This is a genomic window from Streptomyces kanamyceticus (genome assembly GCF_008704495.1).
Classification (GTDB): domain Bacteria; phylum Actinomycetota; class Actinomycetes; order Streptomycetales; family Streptomycetaceae; genus Streptomyces; species Streptomyces kanamyceticus.
The window spans coordinates 7,433,852-7,455,285 of the sequence record NZ_CP023699.1 but is presented as its reverse complement, the minus strand read 5'-3'; the positions used below and the strand labels follow the sequence as shown (position 1 = coordinate 7,455,285).

The 21,434-nt window shown below is 69.9% G+C and carries 17 protein-coding genes; 7 read left to right on the top strand and 10 right to left on the bottom strand.

Translation table 11 applies throughout. The features are described 5' to 3' along the window. Positions 1-118: 118 nt before the first annotated feature. From CP970_RS32250 to CP970_RS32235, 4 genes are all read left to right on the top strand, one after another. The gene (locus tag CP970_RS32250) at positions 119-1,447 is read left to right on the top strand and encodes a DUF2252 domain-containing protein (protein WP_055550302.1); all 1,329 of its coding nucleotides are present in this window, start codon (positions 119-121) and stop codon (positions 1,445-1,447) included. 78 nt (positions 1,448-1,525) lie between these two features. Then, positions 1,526-2,212 carry a hypothetical protein gene (locus CP970_RS32245; protein WP_055550372.1) on the top strand — a complete coding sequence of 229 codons (687 nt, stop codon included), beginning with the start codon at positions 1,526-1,528 and terminating at the stop codon, positions 2,210-2,212. A gap of 42 nt (positions 2,213-2,254) precedes the next feature. After that, positions 2,255-3,073 (top strand): thioredoxin domain-containing protein, encoded by an 819-nt coding sequence (locus CP970_RS32240; RefSeq protein WP_055550300.1) that lies wholly within the window; start codon positions 2,255-2,257, stop codon positions 3,071-3,073. A 124-nt stretch (positions 3,074-3,197) separates the two neighbouring features. Then, positions 3,198-4,853 carry an alkaline phosphatase D family protein gene (locus tag CP970_RS32235; RefSeq protein ID WP_055550298.1) on the top strand — a complete coding sequence of 552 codons (1,656 nt, stop codon included), beginning with the start codon at positions 3,198-3,200 and terminating at the stop codon, positions 4,851-4,853. A 21-nt stretch (positions 4,854-4,874) separates the two neighbouring features. Here CP970_RS32235 and CP970_RS32230 read toward each other — a convergent pair whose 3' ends face one another. Continuing rightward, positions 4,875-5,444: a dienelactone hydrolase family protein gene (locus CP970_RS32230; RefSeq protein ID WP_055550296.1), complete on the bottom strand. Its 570-nt coding sequence runs from the start codon at positions 5,442-5,444 to the stop codon at positions 4,875-4,877. 43 nt (positions 5,445-5,487) lie between these two features. On the opposite strand from CP970_RS32230, the gene CP970_RS32225 reads away from it, so the two are divergent. Further along, positions 5,488-6,579, top strand: a complete 1,092-nt coding sequence (locus CP970_RS32225) for a mechanosensitive ion channel family protein (protein WP_055550294.1) — start codon at positions 5,488-5,490, stop codon at positions 6,577-6,579. 9 nt (positions 6,580-6,588) lie between these two features. Here CP970_RS32225 and CP970_RS32220 read toward each other — a convergent pair whose 3' ends face one another. Then, on the bottom strand, positions 6,589-8,175 hold the full coding sequence (locus CP970_RS32220; protein WP_150494313.1) for a Na+/H+ antiporter: 1,587 nt from the start codon (positions 8,173-8,175) through the stop codon (positions 6,589-6,591). A gap of 413 nt (positions 8,176-8,588) precedes the next feature. On the opposite strand from CP970_RS32220, the gene CP970_RS32215 reads away from it, so the two are divergent. Further along, complete coding sequence (locus CP970_RS32215) at positions 8,589-10,958, top strand: glycosyl hydrolase family 95 catalytic domain-containing protein (RefSeq protein ID WP_055548010.1); 2,370 nt, start codon at positions 8,589-8,591, stop codon at positions 10,956-10,958. Positions 10,959-11,092: 134 nt separating this feature from the next. Here CP970_RS32215 and CP970_RS32210 read toward each other — a convergent pair whose 3' ends face one another. From CP970_RS32210 to CP970_RS32195, 4 genes are all read right to left on the bottom strand, one after another. Beyond that, positions 11,093-11,560 (bottom strand): GNAT family N-acetyltransferase, encoded by a 468-nt coding sequence (locus CP970_RS32210; RefSeq protein ID WP_055548012.1) that lies wholly within the window; start codon positions 11,558-11,560, stop codon positions 11,093-11,095. Then, positions 11,557-12,498: an RluA family pseudouridine synthase gene (locus tag CP970_RS32205; protein WP_055548014.1), complete on the bottom strand. Its 942-nt coding sequence runs from the start codon at positions 12,496-12,498 to the stop codon at positions 11,557-11,559. Before CP970_RS32205 ends, CP970_RS32210 begins: the two co-directional genes overlap by 4 nt. Before the next feature lie 127 nt (positions 12,499-12,625). Beyond that, positions 12,626-13,408: a signal peptidase II gene (gene lspA, locus CP970_RS32200; protein WP_055548016.1), complete on the bottom strand. Its 783-nt coding sequence runs from the start codon at positions 13,406-13,408 to the stop codon at positions 12,626-12,628. Between the two features lie 78 nt (positions 13,409-13,486). Beyond that, on the bottom strand, positions 13,487-14,461 hold the full coding sequence (locus CP970_RS32195) for a TraR/DksA family transcriptional regulator (RefSeq protein WP_055548018.1): 975 nt from the start codon (positions 14,459-14,461) through the stop codon (positions 13,487-13,489). Between the two features lie 590 nt (positions 14,462-15,051). Here CP970_RS32195 and ileS point away from each other — a divergent pair. Further along, positions 15,052-18,183 carry an isoleucine--tRNA ligase gene (gene ileS / locus CP970_RS32185; RefSeq protein WP_055548020.1) on the top strand — a complete coding sequence of 1,044 codons (3,132 nt, stop codon included), beginning with the start codon at positions 15,052-15,054 and terminating at the stop codon, positions 18,181-18,183. Between the two features lie 233 nt (positions 18,184-18,416). On the opposite strand, the gene CP970_RS32180 is transcribed toward ileS, so the two are convergent. From CP970_RS32180 to CP970_RS32165, 4 genes are all read right to left on the bottom strand, one after another. Next, the gene (locus CP970_RS32180; protein ID WP_055548022.1) at positions 18,417-19,547 is read right to left on the bottom strand and encodes a DivIVA domain-containing protein; all 1,131 of its coding nucleotides are present in this window, start codon (positions 19,545-19,547) and stop codon (positions 18,417-18,419) included. 46 nt (positions 19,548-19,593) lie between these two features. Then, complete coding sequence (locus tag CP970_RS32175; protein ID WP_055548024.1) at positions 19,594-19,884, bottom strand: YggT family protein; 291 nt, start codon at positions 19,882-19,884, stop codon at positions 19,594-19,596. A 68-nt stretch (positions 19,885-19,952) separates the two neighbouring features. Further along, positions 19,953-20,588: a cell division protein SepF gene (locus CP970_RS32170; protein WP_055548026.1), complete on the bottom strand. Its 636-nt coding sequence runs from the start codon at positions 20,586-20,588 to the stop codon at positions 19,953-19,955. Positions 20,589-20,712: 124 nt separating this feature from the next. Next, the gene (locus CP970_RS32165) at positions 20,713-21,432 is read right to left on the bottom strand and encodes a YggS family pyridoxal phosphate-dependent enzyme (RefSeq protein WP_055548028.1); all 720 of its coding nucleotides are present in this window, start codon (positions 21,430-21,432) and stop codon (positions 20,713-20,715) included. Positions 21,433-21,434 lie beyond the last annotated feature (2 nt).

Genomic DNA, 21,434 nt, shown 5'->3' with positions numbered 1-21,434 from the left:
AGTCTAATCCGGAGCACTGACAGTCGGCGGGCACTCGGGGGTACCGTCGTGCGTTGGACCGGTCGAGACACCAGTCCCCTCATGTCACGCACCACCCTGTACCAGGAGGCACCCAGCGATGTCGGTCCCGCAGCCCACTGCCGAGCAGCGCGGCGAGCAGATCCTCGCCGTCTTCGGCACCGCGTTCGGCGAGCTGCTGGCCGCGGACCCCGCCGCGTTCCGGGTGAAGTTCCGGAAGATGGCCTCCTCCGCCTTCGCGTTCTACCGGGGCACGGCCTGCCTCTTCTACGCCGATTTGGAGCGCGAGCAGCACGGCGGGCCCTACCTGGACGACCGCACGGGCCGGGTGTGGATCCACGGCGACCTGCACGCGGAGAACTTCGGCACGTACATGGACGCCCAGGGCCGCCTGATCTTCAACGTGAACGACTTCGACGAGGCGTACGTCGGCCCCTTCACCTGGGACCTGAAGCGCTTCGCCGCCTCCATGGCCCTGATCGGCTACTCCAAGGCGCTCAGCGACGAGCAGATCGCCGACCTGGTGCGGGTCTACGCGGCGGCCTACCGCGAGCGCGTCCACGACCTGGCGACGGGCGCCAAGAGCGACGAGGTGCCGCCCTTCACCCTGGACACCGCCCAGGGCCCCCTCCTGGACGCGCTGCGCGACGCCCGCTCGCTGACCCGCTTCTCGCTGCTCGACTCCATGACGGAGATCCGCGACTTCGAGCGGCGCTTCGCGCCGGGCGGCGGCTCCATCGAGCTCGACGCGGCCACGCGCTACAAGGTGCTCGCCGCGTTCGACGGCTATCTGGAGACGCTGCCCGATTCCTCGCTGACCCGCCCCGACTCGTACCGCGTGAAGGACGTCGTCGGCCGCCGCGGCATCGGCATCGGCTCCGCGGGCCTGCCTTCGTACAACATCCTCCTCGAGGGCAACAGCGACGCCCTGGAGAACGACGTCGTGATCTACCTCAAGCAGGCGCAGACCCCGGCGGTCTCGCGGCACATCACGGACCCGGCGATCCGTGGCTATTTCCAGCACGAGGGGCACCGCACGGTCATCTCGCAGCGCGCCCTCCAGGCGCACGCCGACCCGTGGCTCGGCTGGACCGAGCTGGACGGCGCGGGCCAGCTCGTCGCCGAGGTCTCGCCGTACGCGGTGGACCTGGACTGGTCGGACATCGACGACCTGGACGAGATCTCCCAGGTGGTCGCCGACCTGGGCCGCGCCACCGCCACGATGCACGCGGCGGCGGACGACGAGAGCGGGCACTCGGACCTGGTGCCGTTCTCCACGGAGCGGGCCATCGACGCGGCGATCGCGGCCGACGAGGGCGGCTTCGCGGACCTGCTCGTGGACTTCGCGCACGCCTACGGGGCACGCGCACGCGCCGACCACCAGATCTTCGTCGACCTGTTCCGCAACGGTCGGATTCCGGGTCTGTAAAGCGTCCGCAGGCCATTGCGGAACTCATAGGCACCCTTTAGGGACCTCCTACAGGAACACATGGCACACTCCTCCGCGATGGACATATCCGGGACCCAGCTCAGAGCCGTGCGCGCGGCGCTCTTCACGGCGCTCGTCGTGACGCTCTCCGCCGCGTCGCACGTGCTGCTGTCCCAGGTCCCCCTGCCGCTGACCACCGTCGCGGCGATCGCCGCCGCCGTCTTCGTCATCGCGTACGCGATGGCGGGGCGCGAGCGCGGCTACGGGCGCATCGCCGCCCTCCTCATCCCGCTGGAGCTGGCCGCCGACACGGTGTTCACCGCGGGCCAGCACGTCTGTTACGGCGAGGCGGGCGGCCCGGTCGCGGGCCCGCTGCGCTCCGTCGGCTTCGACGTGCTGTGCGGCGGCACCCCGCTCGGCACCCCGCTGGCCCGGATGACCGCCGACGGACACAACAGCGCGGCGGCACTGCTCTCGGAGGCCGACCCCGGCGCCGCCTGGCTGCTCCTCGGCGCGCACGTCGGCGTGGGCCTCCTCGCGGCGGCCTGGCTGCGGCGCGGCGAGCGGGCGCTCGGCCAGCTCCTTCGCGCGGTCGCCGCCGCCACGTTCCGGCCGCTGCTGATCGCGGTCGCCTCGGTGACCTCGTCCCCCGCTCCCGTACGCCGCCTGCCGCGCCCCGAGCGCCGGGTGCGGGCCGTACGGACGCGTCTTCTCGTGCACTTCGTGGGGCGGCGTGGACCGCCTTGCTCGGCCGCTTTCGCCTGAGCACAGCACCCCACGCGGTACACCCACACGGAGAAAAAGATCATGAGCAAGCGCAACAGCCAGGCCGCCAAGTCCGCCGCCCGCGAGCGGATCCGCGCCCAGCAGGAAGCCGAGCGCAAGCGGGAGAAGCGCAAGCGCGCCACCATCGTCGGCATCTCGATCGTCGGCGTCCTGGCGATAGCCGGCGGCGTCGGCTACGCCGTCATGCAGTCCAACAAGCCCGGTTACTGGGACGAGGCCAAGGACGCCAAGCTGGTCAAGCCCGCGAACACCACGGGCGACAACGGCACGACCGTCGTCATCGGCAAGGAGTCCGCGAAGAAGACCCTCAAGGTCTACGAGGACCCGCGCTGCCCCGTCTGCGCGTCCTTCGAGCAGACGGTCGGCCCGACCGTCGAGAAGGACCTGAAGGACGGCAAGTACAAGATCCAGTTCATCGGCGCCACCTTCCTCGACCGGAACCTGCCGGGCGAGGGCTCCCGCAACGCGCTCAGCGCGCTCGGCGCGGCCCTGAACGTCAGCGACGACGCCTTCCTCGAGTACAAGAAGGCGCTCTTCTCCGCGAAGAACCACCCCTCGGAGCAGGACGACAAGTTCAAGGACGACGCCGCGCTCCTGAAGATCGCCAACGAGGTGCCCGCGCTCAAGAAGAGCAAGACGTTCGAGAAGGACGTCAAGGACGGGACCTTCGACCGGTGGGCCCTGGAGATGTCGAAGACGTTCGACGACAACAAGGACGGCGTCGAGGGCACGCCCTCCTTCGTCATGGACGGCAAGCAGCTGACAGGCCCGGGCTCGAAGAACGCGCCCGCCACGGTCGAGGACTACAAGAACGCGATCGACAAGGCCCTCAAGGCCTGAGCCGGACGTAACCGGCTGAACTGACGCACAACACCCCGCGCCGAGAAGGCGCGTGGCAAAAGAGCGGGCGAACTCGTGGAGTTCGCCCGCTCTTTGCGATTACCGATCAGTAAGGTGATCGCCCGTGACCAGTCGATTGAACCCAGAAACACCTGCCAACTCCCTGACGCCGAGACGCCGTACCGTCGTGAAGGTGGCGGCCGCCACCGCCGCGCTCGCCCCGCTCGCCGCCGTGCCCGCGCACGCCGCCGCGGGGCCCGCTTTCCACCACGGAGTCGCCTCGGGAGACCCGCTGCCCGACGGCGTCCTGCTGTGGACCCGCGTGACCCCCACGCCCGACGCCGTGCCGGGCTCGGCCAAGGGGCCCGACACCGAGGTGCGTTGGGAGGTCTCCGAGGACAAGGGCTTCACCCGGGTCGTCGGCCGCGGGAGCACCATGGCACGGGCGGCATCGGACCACACGGTCAAGGCCGACGTAAGGGGCTTGCGCCAGGCGACCACCTATTACTTCCGCTTCTCCGTAGGCGATGTCCACTCCCCCGTGGGCCGCACCCGCACCACCCCGGCGCACGACGCGGCCGCGCCCGGCGTCCGCTTCGGCGTGGTGTCGTGCGCCAACTGGGAGGCCGGGTACTTCTCCGCGTACCGCCATCTCGCGGCCCGCACCGAACTCGACGCGGTCCTGCACATCGGGGACTACATCTACGAGTACAAGAGCGGCGAGTACCCGTCCGCCGAGAACGTCGTACGCCCGCACGAGCCCAAGCACGAGATCATCACGCTCGCGGACTACCGGACCCGGCACGGCGTCCACAAGACCGATCAGGACGCGCAGGCGATGCACGCCACGCACCCGGTCATCGCGATATGGGACGACCACGAGTTCGCCGACAACGCCTGGTCGGGCGGCGCCGAGAACCACTCGGCCGACACCGAGGGCGGCTGGGACCACCGCATGGCGGCCGCCAAGCAGGCCTACTTCGAGTGGATGCCCGTGCGCCCCTCCACCGAGGGCACCGTCTACCGCCGCGTCCGCTACGGCAAGCTGGCCGATCTGCACCTGCTCGACCTGCGGTCCTTCCGCTCCGAGCAGGCGGGCTTCGGCAGCGGCGAGGTCGACGACCCGGACCGTACGATCACGGGCCGCGCCCAGCTCGACTGGCTGAAGTCGGGGCTCGCCGCCTCCGACGCGGCCTGGAAGCTGGTCGGCACCTCGGTGATGATCTCGCCGGTGGCCTTCGGCTCGCTGCCCGCCCACCTCCTGGAGCCCATCGCGGAGCTGCTCGGCCTGCCCAAGGAGGGTCTGGCCATCAACGCCGACCAATGGGACGGCTACACGGACGACCGCAAGGAACTCCTCAGCCACCTGCGCGACAACAACATCCGCAACACCGTCTTCCTGACCGGTGACATCCACATGGCCTGGGCGAACGACGTGCCCGCCAAGGCTGCCACCTACCCGCTGTCGCAGTCGGTCGCCACGGAGTTCGTGGTCACATCGGTGACCTCCGACAACGTGGACGACCTGCTGCACGTCGCCCCGCACACGATCTCGCTGGTCGCGGTCGGCGCCATCAAGGCGGCCAACCGCCACGTGAAGTGGCTGGACATGGACTCGCACGGCTACGGCGTCCTCGACGTCACCGCCGAGCGCTCGCAGATGGACTACTACACCCTCTCCGACCGCGAGGACCCGAAGGCGACCTCGTCCTGGGCCCGCTCGTACCGCACGCTCAGCGGCACGCAGAAGGTCGAGCGGGCGGACGCTCCCGTGCGCTGAGCCTGCCGTGCGGCGGGCCGCTCAGAGGGTGTCGAGGAAGCCGAGCGCCGTGCGCCACGTCGCCTCCGCGGCCTGGGCGTCGTAGTCGTCCAGGTCCGGGTCGGTGTAGAGGTGCCCGGCGCCCGCGTAGCGGTAGACCTCCACGTCGGCCCCGGCCCGCTGCATCTGCAGGTACCAGGCGCTGAGCCAGTCGTCCGTCTCGAACGGGTCGGGCTCCGCCACGTGCAGCTGCACCGGCAGCTCGTCCGCCGTCGCGTTCTCCGCGATGTCGGACGTGCCGTGCAGGAGCAGCAGGCCGCGGGCCTTGTCGTCGCCGAGCGCGAGCGTCTGCGCGGTCGCCGCACCGAGGGAGAAGCCCGCGTAGACCAGACCGCGCTCGGAGTAGGGCGCGGCGGCCAGGATGGCCCGCTTCAGGAGCTCGTCCTTGCCCAGCTCCTCCTTGAAGGCCATGCCTTCCTCGACGTCGTCAAAGGTGCGGCCTTCGAAGAGGTCCGGGGTCCACACCTCGTGACCTGCGGCGCGCAGGCGGTCCGCCGCCGCGTGCACCGCGGGCCGCAGCCCGTACGTCGAATGGAAAAGCATGATGTTCATGGGGCCATCGTGCCATCCGTCCCCTCCCCCTACCCTCGGAGGCATGGAGAACGTACTGCGCCCGTTGATCGTGATCGGCGGCTCGGTCGTGCTTCCGGTGGTCGTCGGCTGGCTGGCCGACGTGCTGTTGCGCCGGACCGACGAACGGCATCACGAGACCCCGCTGTGGGGCCTGCTGCGCCGCTGCCGCGTCCCCTTGCAAGTCGTCCTGTGCACGGCCCTGTTGAGAGGCTCATACCGCCAGACGAAGATCATCGAGGATCACTCGGCCGCCATCGGCCGGATGCTGTCCCTCGTCCTGATCGGCTCCACCGCCTGGCTGGTGGTGCGGATCGCGACAGCCGTCGTCGAGTCCTCGTACACCCGCTACGCCGCGGCCCACCGCGATCCGGCCCGCGTCCGCCGGGTCCGTACGCAGGTGACGCTCATCCAGCGCGTGGTCACCGCGATCGTCGGCGTCGTGGCGGTCGGCGCGATGCTCCTGACGTTCCCCGCGATGCAGGCGGCGGGCACCTCGCTGCTCGCCTCGGCGGGCGTCCTCGGCATCGTCGCCGGTGTCGCGGCCCAGTCCACCCTCGGCAATCTCTTCGCGGGGCTGCAGATCGCCTTCGGCGACATGGTGCGGCTCGGGGACACCGTGGTGGTGGACGGCGAGTGGGGCACGGTCGACGAGATCACCCTGACCTTCCTGACCGTACGGACGTGGGACGAGCGCCGGATCACCATGCCGGTGTCGTACTTCACGTCGAAGCCCTTCGAGAACTGGTCACGGGGCGGCGCCGAGATGACCGGCACCGTCTTCTTCCAGCTGGACCACTCGGCGCCGATCCCGCAGCTGCGCGAGAAGCTCCACGACGTCCTGCGCGACTGCGCGGCCTGGGACGGCAGGGACTGGGGCCTCGCCGTCACCGACACCACACCGAACACGATCCAGGTCCGCGCCCTGGTCACCGCCAAGGACGCGGACGACATCTGGACGGTGCGGGTCACGGTCCGCGAGCAGCTGGTCCGCTGGCTCACCGAGCGGCACCCCTACGCCCTGCCGAAGGTCAACACGGCCTGGGCCGAACCCACCCCGAACGGCCACCACCCGCACGCCGTCTCCCCCGAAATCCCGCGCACCGGCCGGGGCTGACGGCCGGGTTCACCGCAGGCTCCGTACGTCCAGGTGGTGCAGGACCCGGTCGACGATCTCCGGGTCCGCACCGGGCTCGCTCCGCGCGGCGAGCACCTCGTGCCGGGCGGCCGACATCATCTCGCGCTGGATCCGCTGGACCGCCTTGAACCGGTCGACGCGCTTGGCGTACCGCTCCCGCCGCTCCTCGTCGACCACGTCAGGGCTGATCCTGGCCCCGATGTCGAACGCCCCGCGCTGCAGCCGCTCGGCGACCTCCTCGGGGAGCTCCTCGACCTCCTCGATCTCCTTGAGGCGGCGCTTGGCGGCCTTGGCCGCGCGCAGCGCGAGCTCGCGCTCCAGCTCGCGCTCCGCGTCGGTGTCGGCGCGCACCCCGAGCTTCCGCACCAGCCAGGGCAGCGTGAGTCCCTGGGCGACCAGGGTCGCCATGATGACGCAGAACGCGATGAAGATGATCTCGTCACGGGCCGGGAACGGCGCCCCGTCGTCCGTCTTGAGCGGAATGGCGAGCGCGAGCGCGACGGACGCCACACCACGCATCCCGGCCCACCACATGACGACGGTCTCGCGCCAGGTGGTCGGAATGTCCTCGTCGTAGTCCCTGCGCTTGTGCAGCCGCTTGGCGAGCCACGTGGCCGGCATCAACCACAGCAGCCGTACGCCGACCACCACCACGACGACCACCGCGCCCCACCCGAACATTTCCGCCTCACGGCCGTCCGCCGTCCCGAAGACGTTGTGCAGCTCCAGACCGATGAGCCCGAACGCGGCACCGGTGACCAGCGTGTCCACGATCTGCCAGAACGTCTGCCCGGTGATCCGCCCCAGCACGTCGTCGGCGTCGACGGCCTGCTCGGCGAGGTACAGCGCGGTGGTCAGCACCGCGAGCACCCCGGAGCCGAGCAGCTCCTCGGCGAGAACGTAGCTGACGAAGGGCACGAGCAGCGTGAGGCCGGTCTGCAGGGTGGCGTCGCCGAGCAGCCCCATGAGCTTGTTGGTGAGCCAGCCGAGCACCAGGCCGACGATGACCGCGACCACGGCGGACAGCACCAACTGCCCCACCGCGGACGGCCAGGAGAACGTCCCGCTCACCGTCGCCGCGATCGCCACGTGGTAGAGCACGATCGCCGTGACGTCGTTGAAGAGCCCCTCGCCCTCCAGGATCGACACGAGCCTGCGGGGCAGCCCGAGCGAGCCCGCGACGGCGGTCGCCGCGACCGGGTCGGGCGGCGCGACGAGCGCCCCGAGCGCGACGGCCGCGGCGATCGGCAGCCCCGGGACGACCGTGCTGGCCACCGCCGCGACCGCCGCCGTCGTCACGAACACCAACGCCACCGCGAGCAGAAAGATAGGGCGTTTGTTGGCCGCGAACTGCCTCCAGGAGGTGCGCTGCACGGATGCGTAGAGCAGCGGCGGAAGCACCAGCGGAAGGATGTAGTCCGGCGGGATCTCGACATTGGGCACGAACGGCAGCAGGGCCATGCCGATGCCGGCCAGGGTCATCAGCACGGGCGCGGGCAGCCCGAGCCGATCTCCCAGCGGCACGGTCACCACGGCACCGAGCAACAAGATGAGCAGCAGCGCCAGTTGATCCACGGAAGCGCCCTCCGGCGGTCGAGACTCGGACGATCAAGACCTCAACCCTGCCACGCATTCCCCGCGAACCGGACCAATGCCCCCTCTTGTCTCGCTCGCGGCGATGACCTTGCCATTCACTGACATGAACAGTCCTCGGATGAATCAGGGAAGAACGCGGTCTCCGAGGTCTTCCGGTTCGGCCGCGCCACGGGCACGATGCGGAGGGATTCAGGGACGAGAACCCACGACACATATCTGTCTGGAGCCCGTATGCCCGTCTCACACCGAGCCCTCCCCGGCCGACCGGCAGGTCCCTTACCCGCCCCGCCGGGCCCCCGCGACCACGCCCCCGACTCTGACTTCAGCTTCGACCTCGCCTTCGCCTTCGGCGTGAGCCCCTCTGTCGACCACTCCCGCAAGGAGCTCACCGCATGAACCGTCCCGAACACCGCCCCCTCTCCCGCAGACGCTTCGTCTCCACCGCCGCCGTGACCGCAGCGACCGCCACCGCCGCGGGCACCACCCTGTGGACCGCCTCCTCCGCCACCGCTTGGGCGGGCCCGTCTCCGACCTCCGCTGCGCACACGGATGCTGGAGACGGGGCCGACCCTTACGAGGCGGCGGTGCGGGCAGCCGCCATGGTGTGGCGGCGGCTGCCGACCGGCTGGCAGGAAGGGCCCTTCCTCGCCAACGGCCTGCTCGGCGCCCAGCTGTACGCGGGCAAGACGGCGAACACCCTCACGCTGATGCTGAGCCACACCCAGGTGCAGGACCAGCGCGGCCAGTGGCGCGGCGGCATCGGCTATTCGCGGCTGCCCATCGGGTACTTCACGTTGACTCTGCGCGGGAACATCACCTCCGTCGACTGGACACTGGACCTCTACGACGCCGAACTGCGCGGCACCGTGACCACCACCGCCGGCAGTGTGGCGTTCACGGCGCTCGTGCAGAACGACAGCAGCGCGCTGCTCGTATCGACCAGGCCGAGCGCCGGAGAGGAGGACTCCGCCTGGACATTCCAATGGTTGCCCGCCGCGACCACCCGCACATCGGGGAAGCCCCCCGAGTACACCCCGAACCCGGACCCCGAGATCGGCAGGGGATCTGTTCGATACGTCCAGCAGCCCCTGCTCGCGGGCGGCGGCTGGACCACCGCGTGGCGCGAACGCCGCGTCGGCACCGGCAGGTTGCTCGCCGCGCACCTCGTCTACCGCCACCCCGGCGACGTGTCGGAGGCGACCCGCGAAGCCCGCCGCGCCGTCGAGCGAACGCTCTCCGCCGACCTCGACGAGCTGCTGGCCCGGCACCGCGGCTGGTGGCACCGCTATTACCGGCGCAGCTTCCTGTCCGTACCGGACAAGCGACTGCAGGCCTTCTACCTCGCCCAGCTCTACAAGCTCGCCGCGTCGACCCGCTCCGGCGGCCCGACGATCTCCGAGTGGGGCCCCTGGTTCCCCGAGGTCGGCAACAACTGGACCGCCGTGTGGTGGAACCTCAACGTCCAGATCGGTATGGCGCCCATCCACGGCTCCAACCACCCCGAACTCGACTCGGTCACCAGCACGTTCGCGCGCTTCGAGAAGAACCTGCCGACCTCCGTGCCCGCCCCGTACCGCGACGGCGAGAGCTATGCGCTCGGCCACCCCTCCGACTGGCAGCTGCGCGCGGGTGACACCTACGACGTGGGCGCGCCGGGCAGCAGCCACGTCTCCGACAACTTCGGCAATCTGACCTGGGCCATGCACAACGTCTGGCAGGCCTACCAGCACTCCCTGGACAGGACGATCCTGCGCGACGTGCTCTTCCCCGTGCTCACCAAGGCGATCAACTTCTACGCGCACTTCCTGCACGAGGGCCCGGACGGCAAGCTGCACCTCCTGGAGACCCGCTCCCCCGAGTACGCGAACGCCGCCGACTGCACCTACGACCTGTCGCTGATCCGCTGGGGCGCCCGCACCCTCATCGAAGTGGCCCGCATCCTGCGAACCGACCACCCACGCGCGCGGGTGTGGCAGGACATCGCCACCCGCCTCACCCCCTACGCCGAGGACCCGGCGGACGGCGTGCTGATCGGCAAGGGCGTCCCGCTCGCCGAATCGCACCGCCACCACTCGCACCTGCTGTGGCTCTACCCGCTCCGCGAGCGCACCTGGGACCGGCCGGCCGACCGTGACGTGATGCGGCGCAGCATGGCCCACTGGGTCTCGATGCAGCAGCTCTGGCACGGCTACAGCTACGCGACCGCGTCCTCCATGTACTCCGTCATGGACGAGCCGGAGAAGGCCCTCGACCACCTGACGTTCTTCACCGACCTGAAGGTCGTCGCGGACTGCGCGATGACGGTCAACACCATGTACCGAGAAGGAAAAAACTTCGCTCTGGAGAGCCCGCTCTCGGCCGCGCAGTCGATGCTCGACATGGCCGTGCAGGGACACGACGGGGTGGTGAAGGTCTTCCCCTCGGTCTCCTCGCGCTGGCCCGACGCCTCCATCGCGTCGCTGCGCACGCCCGGCGCCTTCCTCGTCGACGCGGACCGTTCCGGGGGTGCGACGCGATGGGTGCGGGTCCACAGCGAGGCCGGAGCCCCGCTGACGCTGCAGCACGGCATCAAGGGTGAGATCACGGTGCGCGACCAGCGCGGCCGCCCGCTTCCGTGGCGTGAGACGACGCCGGGCAGGATCTCGGTGCGCCTGCCGCGCGGCGCGACCGCGCTGGTCACCCCGCGTGGTGGCAGAGCGCAGGAGGGGCCGCGCGACGTCCCCTCCACGGGCGCGTGGACACGCTGGGGGCTGCCCTCCTGACGCACTCCGCGGCCGCTCCGACGGACGACCGTCGGGGCGGTACGCGCCGCTGAGCGAGCGGCTTCAAAAGCCCAGCGGCTTCAACGGCTCACTGGCTTCACGGGCCCAGTGGCCGCGCTAGGCCAACGGCTGCGCTAGACCAGCGGCTTCCGCATCGCACGGTGCGGAATGCCCGCATCCGGGAACTCGGGTCCGTACACCTCGTAGCCGAGGCGCTCGTAGAAGCCCAGGGCGTGCGTCTGCGCGTGCAGGTCCACCGCCGTCAGGCCACGCGCGCGTGCCGCGTCCTCGATCGCCCGCACCAGGGCCGCGCCGATGCCGAGCCCGCGTGCGGCCCGCGTCACCGCGAGTCGGCCGAGCGCGCCCACGCCCGCGTCGCCGCCGTTCTTCGCGGCGGCCGCGACACCGGTGAGGAGGCGTCCCGTGCCCAGTGGCACGCCGTCGTCGCGGACGGCGAGGACGTGCACCGCCCTGGCGTCGTACTCGTCGTACTCAAGGTCTTCGGGCACCTGCTGCTCGGCCACGAAGACCTCCTTGCGGACCGCGAAGCAGGACTCCAGGTCCTCCGGGCTCTCCGCGACGCGAACGGCCGTGCCGCTCACGAGCTCTCCGCCCGCACCCGGTCGAGCGCCGTCTGGAGGTCGTCCGGGTAACCGCTCTCGTACTCCACCCACTGGCCGTCGCCCGGGTGCTCGAAGCCGAGCCTGACCGCGTGCAGCCACTGGCGGGTGAGGCCGAGCCGCTTGGCGAGGGTGGGGTCCGCGCCGTACGTCAGGTCGCCGACGCAGGGGTGTCGATGTGCCGACATGTGGACGCGGATCTGGTGCGTGCGCCCCGTCTCCAGCTTGATGTCGAGCAGGGAAGCCGCGCGGAAGGCCTCGATGAGGTCGTAGTGCGTCACGGAGGGCTTGCCCTCGGCCGTGACCGCCCACTTGTAGTCGTGGTTCGGGTGCCGGCCGATGGGGGCGTCGATGGTGCCGCTCATCGGGTCGGGGTGGCCCTGGACCAGCGCGTTGTAGCGCTTGTCGACCGTGCGCTCCTTGAACTGGCGCTTCAGGGACGTGTACGCGCGCTCGGACTTGGCGACCACCATCAGGCCCGACGTACCGACGTCGAGGCGGTGCACGATGCCCTGGCGCTCCGCGGCACCGGAGGTGGAGATCCGGTACCCGGCCGCCGCGAGGCCGCCGATCACAGTCGTCCCCGTCCAGCCGGGGCTCGGGTGCGCGGCCACGCCGACCGGCTTGACGATCACGACGATGTCGTCGTCGTCATGCACGATCTCCATGCCCTCGACGGGCTCCGCGACGATCTGCACCGGAGCGGGTGCCTGCGGCATCTCCACTTCCAGCCAGGCGCCGCCGTGCACCCGCTCGGACTTGCCGACCACCGAGCCGTCGACCGAGACCTTCCCCGCCGCGGCGAGCTCGGCGGCCTTCGTACGGGAAAACCCGAACATGCGCGAGATGGCGGCGTCGACGCGCTCGCCCTCAAGGCCGTCCGGGACGGGCAGGGTACGGATCTCGGGAATCGTGCTCACCCATTGAGTATGCAGGAGCCCACCGACACTCCCGCACCACAAGCTCCCGCACTCCCGGCGCGGCAGGCCCCCGCGCCCTCGGCGCGGCAGGCCCCCGCCGGGAGCCTCAGCCCTTGCACCGGGAGCCTCAGTCCTTGTGGACGGTCCCGTCCGGGTCCAAGCCACGGAAGGAGAGCAGCACGATCAGGATGCCGCCACAGACGATCGCCGAGTCCGCGAGGTTGAAGACCGCGAAGCCCTTCGGGGCGATGAAGTCGACCACCGCGCCCTCGAAGACACCGGGCGAGCGGAAGAGGCGGTCCGTGAGGTTGCCGAGGGCGCCGCCGAGCAGCAGGCCGAGCGCGATCGCCCACGGCAGGCTGTAGAGCTTGCGGGCGAGCCGGGCGATCACCACGATGACCCCCGCGGCGATGCAGGTGAAGATCACCGTGAAGGCCTCGCCGAACCCGAAGGCGGCGCCCGCGTTCCGGATCGCGTTGAACCGGAGCAAGTCGCCGACGACTTCGATCGGCTCGTGGTGCTCGAGCTTGGCGACCACGATCATCTTGCTGATCAGGTCAAGGGCGTACGCGAAGACGGCCACCGCGAACAGCACGGCGATCTTCCGCTTTCCCTTGTCCTTCGGCCCGTCCGCGTCCGCGCCGTCCGCCGCATCGCCGGACGTGCCCGCCACCGCGCCACCGGACTCCCCGTCGGCCCCCTCGGACGCCCCCTTGGCGCCCTTGACGTCCTTGGCGCCGTCGGACTCCGCAGCGGGCTCAGCCGCCGCCGTCCCGTCCGACGCGTCGGACGTCGTCCCGTCGGACGTGCCCGCCGCGGTCGCGTCCGAGCCGGGGACGGACCGCTCCGGCTCGGCCCCAGCCGCCTCAGGGATGTCCGGCGTACCGATGATGCGCTCCGCCTCTGCCACGTGAGTCCCTCAACCTAGGTACCTGACTGGGGACGAGCGTACGGCACACGCCTACGCCCCCAGGCGCCCAGGCCACACTCAGTAGCGCCGCTCCTCCTTCTGCTTGCACTCCACGCACAGGGTCGCGCGCGGGAAGGCCTGCATCCGCGCCTTGCCGATCGGATTGCCGCAGTTCTCGCAGAGTCCGTACGTCCCCGCGTCGAGCCGCTCCAGGGCTCGCTCGGTCTGTACGAGCATCTCGCGCGCGTTGGCGGCGAGGGACATCTCGTGCTCGCGCGTGATGTTCTTCGTGCCGGTGTCCGCGTCGTCGTCGCCCGCCCCGTCTCCGGAGTCCCGCATCAGACCGGCCAGTGACTCCTCCGACGAGGCGATCTCGCTGCCGAGCCGCAGCGCCTCGCTCTGGAGCTCGGCACGGGCCTCCTCGACCTCGTCCGGGGTCCAGGGGTCCTCACCGGGGCGGACCGCCAGCTCGCCGGGCTCCACCGCGGCGGCGCGCGCCTTGGGCACCGCCGTCGGCTTCTTCGCTGCGGTCGCCGTGCCCGGAGTCTTCTTCGCAACCACTGTCGTGGCTCCCGTCGTCTCCGCGGCCTCAGCCGCACCTTCGGCCACGGACGCGGCCGTCTTCTTCGCCGTGCTCTTCTTCGCGGTGCTCTTGTGCGCCGTGCTCTTCTTGGCGGCCGTCTTCTTGGCAGCCGCTGTCTTCGCCGGGGCAGCCTTCTTGGCCACAGCCTTCTTGGCAGCGGCCTTCTTGGCAGCGGCCTTCTTCCCCGGGGTCTCCTCGGCAGAAGCCTTCTTGGCAGGCGCCTTCTTGGCGGCCGCCTTCTTGGCGACGGTCTTCTTCACCGCCGCCTTGGGCGCCGAGGGCTCCGTCCCCTCCTTCGAGGACGCCTTCGCCGTCGCCGTCGCGCGCGTGCCGTGCGCGCCACTCGTCGTGTGCGCGCCCTTGGCCCCGTGCGCGCTCTTCTTGCCGCTCACATCCTTGGCCGTCGCCGCGACCGCGCCTGTGGATCTACCGGACGCCGACTGCTGTACGGCGGTCTTCTTCGCCACCATGGCCGCGGCCCCTTCACATATTGTGATCTTGCTCGCGAATCGTGCTGGGACGATAAATCGACTTCAGGCCCGCGGCAACGGGGCACGCCGCCCGATTCGCCCGCCCCGCGGGTGCCGCGCGGCGAGTCTGCATGCGTTGTGCCCAACTCCCTGCCGGGTAATCCGCAGGCCGGGGCGCGTCCGGATCCGCTCGGTCCGCGTCTCGCCATTCGGGTCAGTCGGCGCGAGCGGACCCGGCCCCCGGAGGGCTCCCGGAAAACCGGTCGGCCGCCGCAGTCCTCGCGCCGTACACTGGACGACAGCGAGAAGCGTGGATGGGGACGAGTAGCGGCGTACGCAGCCATGAGCGACCCGGGGACGGTGTGAGCCCGGGGGCCAGCGCGACGTGAAGATCACCCCGGAGCCGCCGGAAGAAAGCCGACGCCCTCAGCGAAGGCCAGTAGACCCGGTATCGCGACCCCAATGAGGGGGCTCACCGGCACAGACCCCGTTCCGGAGAGCCAAGGAGGGTGGTACCGCGGGAGCGCGCCTGACAGGGCGTGACGGCTCTCGTCCCTCCGACGGAAGGCAGCACATCCGCCGGAGGATCGATGACGCAGTACCGCCAGGTGCCCGCCCAGGTCGACCTGCCCGCCCTCGAGCACGCCGTGCTCGACTTCTGGCGCGAGCAGCAGATCTTCGCCAAGAGCCTTGAGCAGTCCGAGGGCCGCCCCGAATGGGTGTTCTACGAAGGCCCGCCGACCGCCAACGGCATGCCGGGCGCCCACCACATCGAGGCCCGCGTCTTCAAGGACGTCTTCCCCCGCTTCCGCACCATGCGCGGCTACCACGTGGCCCGCAAGGCCGGCTGGGACTGCCACGGCCTGCCGGTGGAGCTCGCGGTCGAGAAGGAGCTCGGGTTCAACGGCAAGAAGGACATCGAGGCGTACGGCATCGCCGAGTTCAACGCCAAGTGCCGCGAGTCCGTGACCCGGCACACCGACGCCTTCGCCGCGCTCACGACCCGCATGGGGTACTGGACCGACCTCGACGGCGCCTACCGCACCATGAACCCCGAGTACATCGACTCGGTCTGGTGGTCCCTGAAGGAGATCTTCAACAAGGACCTCCTGGTCCAGGACCACCGCGTCGCCCCCTGGTGCCCCCGCTGCGGCACGGGCCTCTCGGACCACGAGCTGGCGCAGGGCTACGAGACGGTCGTCGACCCGTCCGTCTACGTCCGGTTCCCGCTCACCTCGGGCCCCCTCGCGGGCGAGGCCGCCCTCCTGGTCTGGACGACGACCCCCTGGACCCTGGTCTCCAACACCGCCGTCGCCGCGCACCCCGACGTCACGTACGTCGTCGCGACGAACGGCGAGGAGAAGGTCGTCGTCGCCCAGCCCCTCGTGGAGAAGGCCCTCGGCGAGGAGTGGGAGACCACCGGTGAGTCCTTCACCGGTGCCGAGATGGAGCGCTGGACCTACCAACGCCCCTTCGAGCTCGTGGAGTTCCCCGCTCCGGCGCACTTCGTGGTCAACGCGGAGTACGTCACGACGGAGGACGGTACGGGTCTGGTCCACCAGTCCCCCGCCTTCGGTGAGGACGACCTCAAGGTCTGCCGTGCGTACGGCCTTCCCGTGGTGAACCCTGTCCGTCCCGACGGCACCTTCGAAGAGGACGTCCCGCTCGTAGGCGGCGTCTTCTTTAAGAAGGCGGACGAAAAGCTGACCGAGGACCTCCAGGACCGCGGCCTGCTCTTCCGGCACACCCCGTACGAGCACAGCTACCCGCACTGCTGGCGCTGCCACACCGCGCTCCTCTACTACGCGCAGCCGTCCTGGTACATCCGCACCACGGCGATCAAGGACCGTCTCCTCCAGGAGAACGAGAAGACCAACTGGTTCCCCGACTCGGTCAAGAACGGCCGCTTCGGTGACTGGCTGAACAACAACGTGGACTGGGCGCTCTCCCGCAACCGCTACTGGGGCACCCCGCTGCCCCTGTGGCGCTGCGAGAACGACCACCTCACCTGCGTCGGCTCGCGCGCGGAGCTCGGCGACCTCACGGGCACCGACCAGTCGGAGCTCGACCCGCACCGCCCGTTCATCGACGCGGTCACCTTCCCCTGCCCGACCTGCCAGGAGACGGCCACGCGCGTCCCCGAGGTCATCGACGCCTGGTACGACTCGGGCTCGATGCCGTTCGCGCAGTGGGGATACCCGTACAAGAACAAGGAGCTCTTCGAGAGCCGCTACCCGGCGCAGTTCATCTCGGAGGCCATCGACCAGACCCGCGGCTGGTTCTACACGCTCATGGCCGTGGGCACCCTGGTCTTCGACAAGTCGTCCTACGAGAACGTGGTCTGCCTGGGCCACATCCTCGCCGAGGACGGCCGCAAGATGTCCAAGCACCTGGGCAACACCCTGGACCCGATCCCGCTCATGGACCAGCACGGCGCCGACGCGGTGCGCTGGTTCATGGCCGCGGGCGGCTCCCCGTGGGCGGCACGCCGCGTGGGCCACGGCACCATCCAGGAGGTCGTCCGCAAGACCCTCCTCACGTACTGGAACACGGTCGCCTTCCAGGCGCTCTACGCCCGTACGTCGACATGGGCGCCCAGCGACGCCGACCCGGCACCCGCGGAGCGCCCGCTCCTGGACCGCTGGCTCCTCAGCGAGCTGCACGCGCTCACCGACCAGGTCACCCAGGCCCTGGACAGCTACGACACCCAGCGCGCGGGCAAGCTCCTCTCGGTCTTCGTCGACAACCTCTCCAACTGGTACGTGCGCCGCTCCCGCCGCCGCTTCTGGCAGGGCGACAAGGCGGCCCTGCGGACCCTGCACGAGGTCGTCGAGACGATCACGAAGCTGCTGGCCCCGCTGACGCCGTTCATCGCCGAGCGCGTCTGGCAGGACCTGATCGTGCCGGTCACCCCGGACGCCCCGGAGTCCGTGCACCTCGCCTCGTGGCCGGAGGCGGACCTCTCCGCCATCGACCCCTCGCTGTCCCAGCAGATGGTTCTCGTACGCCGGCTCGTCGAGCTCGGCCGGGCCACGCGCGCGGAGTCGGGCGTCAAGACGCGCCAGCCGCTGTCGCGCGCGCTGGTCGCGGCGTCGGGCTTCGACGCGCTCAACCCGGAGCTGCACGCCCAGATCACCGAGGAGCTCAACGTCTCCTCGCTGGCGTCGCTCTCCGAGGTCGGCGGTTCCCTGGTCGACACGACCGCCAAGGCGAACTTCCGCGCCCTGGGCAAGCGCTTCGGCAAGGGCGTCCAGGCGGTCGCCAAGGCCGTCGCCGAGGCCGACGCGGCCGCGCTGTCCCTGGCACTGCGCGAGGGCACGGCGTCCGTCGAGGTCGACGGCGAGAAGATCACGCTGGCTCCGGACGAGGTCATCATCACGGAGACCCCGCGTGAGGGCTGGTCGGTGGCGTCCGACTCCGGTGCCACGGTCGCGCTCGACCTGGAGATCACCGAGGAGCTGCGGCTCGCCGGTCTGGCCCGTGACGCGATCCGCCTGATCCAGGAGGCCCGCAAGAACAGCGGCCTGGACGTGGCGGACCGGATCGCCCTGCGCTGGACCGCCACGGACCCGGCGGTCATCACCGCCCTGTCCGACCACTCCGAGCTCATCTCGGACGAGGTCCTCGCCACGGACTTCGCGCAGGGTGAGGCGGACGACACCTTCGGGCAGCCGTTCACCGACGACTCGCTGAAGCTGACGTTCCGCCTCCGCAAGGCGTAATGGCGTAAAGACGTAAAGGCGTAAAAGCGCAAGCAGTCGTACGAAGGCCCGGTCCCGCCAAAGATCTTGGCGGGACCGGGCCTTCGGCGTTGCGTACCCACGCACAGATGAACGTTTCTGCACAGGACGTAAAGACAACACAGCCGCAAAGGCGACACAAAAGGGCCGGGCCCCCAGAAGATCTGGGGGCCCGGCCCTGAACGCTGCCGACGCCTAAGGCGTGGTATCGCCCGTCAGTTGTCGTCCTCGTCGATGAGGAAGCCACGCATCGGCGACGGAGCCTGCTGCATCGGAGCCGGGCCCTGGGGCCGCACCGGTGCCATCGGCTGGGTCATCGCCGGGGACATCTGCTGCTGGCCGCCGTAGGACGGACCGCCGGGGGGCTGGTTGTTGCCGCCCATCGACTGGTTGCCGCCGTAGGACGGGGCACCCGCACCGGCCGGAGCCATCGACGGCGCCGGGGACGGCGGCAGCGAGGCGGTGGCCGGCGTGCGCGGCGGGGCCAGCGAGTCGTCGGCCTGGGTCTCCAGCTGACGCAGCTGCGACTCCAGGTAGGACTTCAGACGTGTGCGGTACTCGCGCTCGAAGCCGCGCAGGTCCTCGACCTTGCGCTCCAGCGTGGCGCGGGCGGACTCCAGGGAGCCCATCGCGACGCGGTGCTTCTCCTGCGCGTCCCGCTCCAGGGCGTCGGCCTTGGCACGGGCGTCACGCTCGAGGCCCTCGGCGCGCGAACGGGCCTCGCCGACGATCTTGTTGGCCTCGGAACGGGCCTCCGCGATCGCCTGGTCGGCGGTCTGCTGCGCGAGGGAGAGGACACGGGCGGCGCTGTCGCCACCGGGGCCCTGACCAGGCTGCGGCATCTGCGGACCGTGGCCGCCCATGGGACCGCCCATCGGGCCACCCATCGAACCCTGCTGGCCCATCGGGCCCTGACCCATCGGCCCCTGGCCCATCGGTCCCGGACCCTGCGGACCGCCCTGCGGGCCGTGTCCACTGGGGCCTGCGGGCAGCTGCGGCGCACCGCCCGGCAGCTGCGGCGGGCCGCCCATCGGGCCGCCCATCTGCTGCTGCTGCGGCGGGACCGGCTGCGGGCCCGATATTGCGGCAGGCACGGGGGCGCCGGGACCGCGCTGGTCCTGGGGCCCGTCGGGGCCCTTGCGCATTCCGCCCTGCTGCTGGTTCTGCGCGGCGGCACGGGTGGCCGCGGCGAGCTTGGCGCGCAGGTCCTCGTTCTCGCGGAGCAGGCGGGTCAGTTCGGCTTCGACCTCATCGAGGAAGGCATCGACCTCGTCCTCGTCATAGCCTTCTCGGAGGCGGACGGTCGTGAACTGCTTGTTCCGCACGTCCTCGGGGGTCAACGGCATCTCTTCACCTCAACGTAGTCGTCGGCATTCGGCAAGACCGTATCGTTCACACCAACACCGACCTCACAATGGTGATCAGGATGTAGACGATGATCATCAATACGAAGAAGGACAGGTCGAGCGCCACGCCCCCGAGACGCAGCGGCGGAATGAACCGCCGCAGAAGCTTGAGTGGTGGATCAGTGACAGTGTAGGTGGCCTCCAGAACGACCACCATCGCCTTGCCGGGTTGCCATGAGCGGGCGAACTGGAAGACGTAGTCCATGACCAACCGGAAGATCAGCACGATGAGGAAACACATCAACGCGATGTAGAGCACCTGTCCAACAACGCCCATCTCCGCGCTTCCCTCTCCCCATGTTCCTGTGCTGCTCGATCCGGTACTGCTACTGCGTCACTCGCGTCTCAGCTCTGGTTGAAGAACCCGCCCTCTGCGATGCGAGCCTTGTCCTCCGCCGTTACATCGACGTTAGCAGGCGACAACAGGAACACCTTCTGCGTCACTCGCTCAATGCTGCCATGCAGACCGAAGACCAGACCGGCGGCAAAGTCGACAAGTCGCTTCGCGTCCGTGTCGTCCATCTCCGTCAGATTCATGATCACCGGAGTGCCCTCACGGAAGTGTTCCCCGATGGTACGGGCCTCGTTGTAGGTCCGCGGGTGCAATGTGGTGATGCGGTAGGGCTCCCGCTCGGACACGACCTTGGGCATGATCACCGGTGCGTTCTTCTCCAGGCTCTGGCGTTCAGGTGTGATAGATGCCACGGGGGCGATTCGTGCCGGACGTCCCGATTCCGCGGCCAGCGATGCGGAATGGGCGGCCGGTTCGCGCTGGGCGGGGGGCTGCACCACTCGTACCGATTCGTCCCGTTGTGACTGATGGGACTGGTGCGACTGATGCGGCGGTTCGTGCCGCCTGCGGTCCCGCTCGGGTTCCGGCTCGGGTTCGAACTCGTCATCGGGGTCGAACCCCGGACCGTCGTACCCATCGTCCTCCACGAGGCCGAGGTAGACCGCCATCTTGCGCATCGCGCCGGCCATGCTCTGAGTCCTCCGCTCTGTGGTGGATCGGCTGTCGTCACCAACTGCCCGCGATCCACGTGGTATCCCCGCCCAACAGCGAGAATGACCATATTTTCTGCTGTGGTCCGACTTCTTGGCGACGTTACCCGAGCCCGGGTCGGACTCCGAGTACCGCCGTACCGACGCGCACATGTGTCGCCCCGGCCGCAACGGCCTGTTCGAGGTCCGCACTCATCCCTGCCGACACCATGTTCGCAGCAGGATGAGCCGCGCGCATGAGGGTTGCGAATTCCATCAACCGCTCGAACGCCGCCTGTTGCCGTCCCGCGTACGGTCCGGTGAGCGGCGCGACGGTCATCAGACCGTCGATCCGCAGCCCCGGCGCCCCGGCCACGAGATCGGCCAACTCTTCGATTCCGCCGGGTCCTACGCCCCCGCGCTCGCCCCGGCCGTTCTCCTCCGCGTCGAGCGCGACCTGGATCAGGCAGCCGAGCTCGCGCCCCGCGCGGACCGCGTCCTTCGACAAAGCTGTGACGAGCTTGGGACGGTCCACGGACTGCACCACATCGGCATAACCGACCACGGAACGGACCTTGTTGGTCTGCAGTTGACCGACGAAGTGCCAAGTAAGGGGGAGATCGGCGCACTGAGCCGCCTTCGGTGCCGCGTCCTGGTCGCGGTTCTCCGCGACGTGCCGCACACCGAGTTCCGACAGGATCCGCACATCGCTCGCGGGATAGGTCTTCGTGACCACGATCAGGGTCACTTCTTCCCGCTTGCGCCCGGCCGTCGCGCACGCCGCGGCGATGCGCTCCTCGACCGCCGCCAGATTCGCCGCGAGTTCAGACTTTCGGTCCGTCATGC

What these genes read in the sequence shown, in the direction of transcription:
- CP970_RS32230 (WP_055550296.1), bottom strand. Translation starts at nt 5,444, where the DNA reads ATGAACATCATGCTTTTCCATTCGACGTACGGGCTGCGGCCCGCGGTG.
- CP970_RS32195 (WP_055548018.1), bottom strand. Translation starts at nt 14,461, where the DNA reads ATGGTGGCGAAGAAGACCGCCGTACAGCAGTCGGCGTCCGGTAGATCC.
- CP970_RS32250 (WP_055550302.1), top strand. Translation starts at nt 119, where the DNA reads ATGTCGGTCCCGCAGCCCACTGCCGAGCAGCGCGGCGAGCAGATCCTC.
- CP970_RS32165 (WP_055548028.1), bottom strand. Translation starts at nt 21,432, where the DNA reads ATGACGGACCGAAAGTCTGAACTCGCGGCGAATCTGGCGGCGGTCGAG.
- CP970_RS32180 (WP_055548022.1), bottom strand. Translation starts at nt 19,547, where the DNA reads ATGCCGTTGACCCCCGAGGACGTGCGGAACAAGCAGTTCACGACCGTC.
- CP970_RS32245 (WP_055550372.1), top strand. Translation starts at nt 1,526, where the DNA reads ATGGACATATCCGGGACCCAGCTCAGAGCCGTGCGCGCGGCGCTCTTC.
- CP970_RS32170 (WP_055548026.1), bottom strand. Translation starts at nt 20,588, where the DNA reads ATGGCCGGCGCGATGCGCAAGATGGCGGTCTACCTCGGCCTCGTGGAG.
- ileS (WP_055548020.1), top strand. Translation starts at nt 15,052, where the DNA reads ATGACGCAGTACCGCCAGGTGCCCGCCCAGGTCGACCTGCCCGCCCTC.
- CP970_RS32225 (WP_055550294.1), top strand. Translation starts at nt 5,488, where the DNA reads ATGGAGAACGTACTGCGCCCGTTGATCGTGATCGGCGGCTCGGTCGTG.
- CP970_RS32215 (WP_055548010.1), top strand. Translation starts at nt 8,589, where the DNA reads ATGAACCGTCCCGAACACCGCCCCCTCTCCCGCAGACGCTTCGTCTCC.
- CP970_RS32175 (WP_055548024.1), bottom strand. Translation starts at nt 19,884, where the DNA reads ATGGGCGTTGTTGGACAGGTGCTCTACATCGCGTTGATGTGTTTCCTC.
- CP970_RS32240 (WP_055550300.1), top strand. Translation starts at nt 2,255, where the DNA reads ATGAGCAAGCGCAACAGCCAGGCCGCCAAGTCCGCCGCCCGCGAGCGG.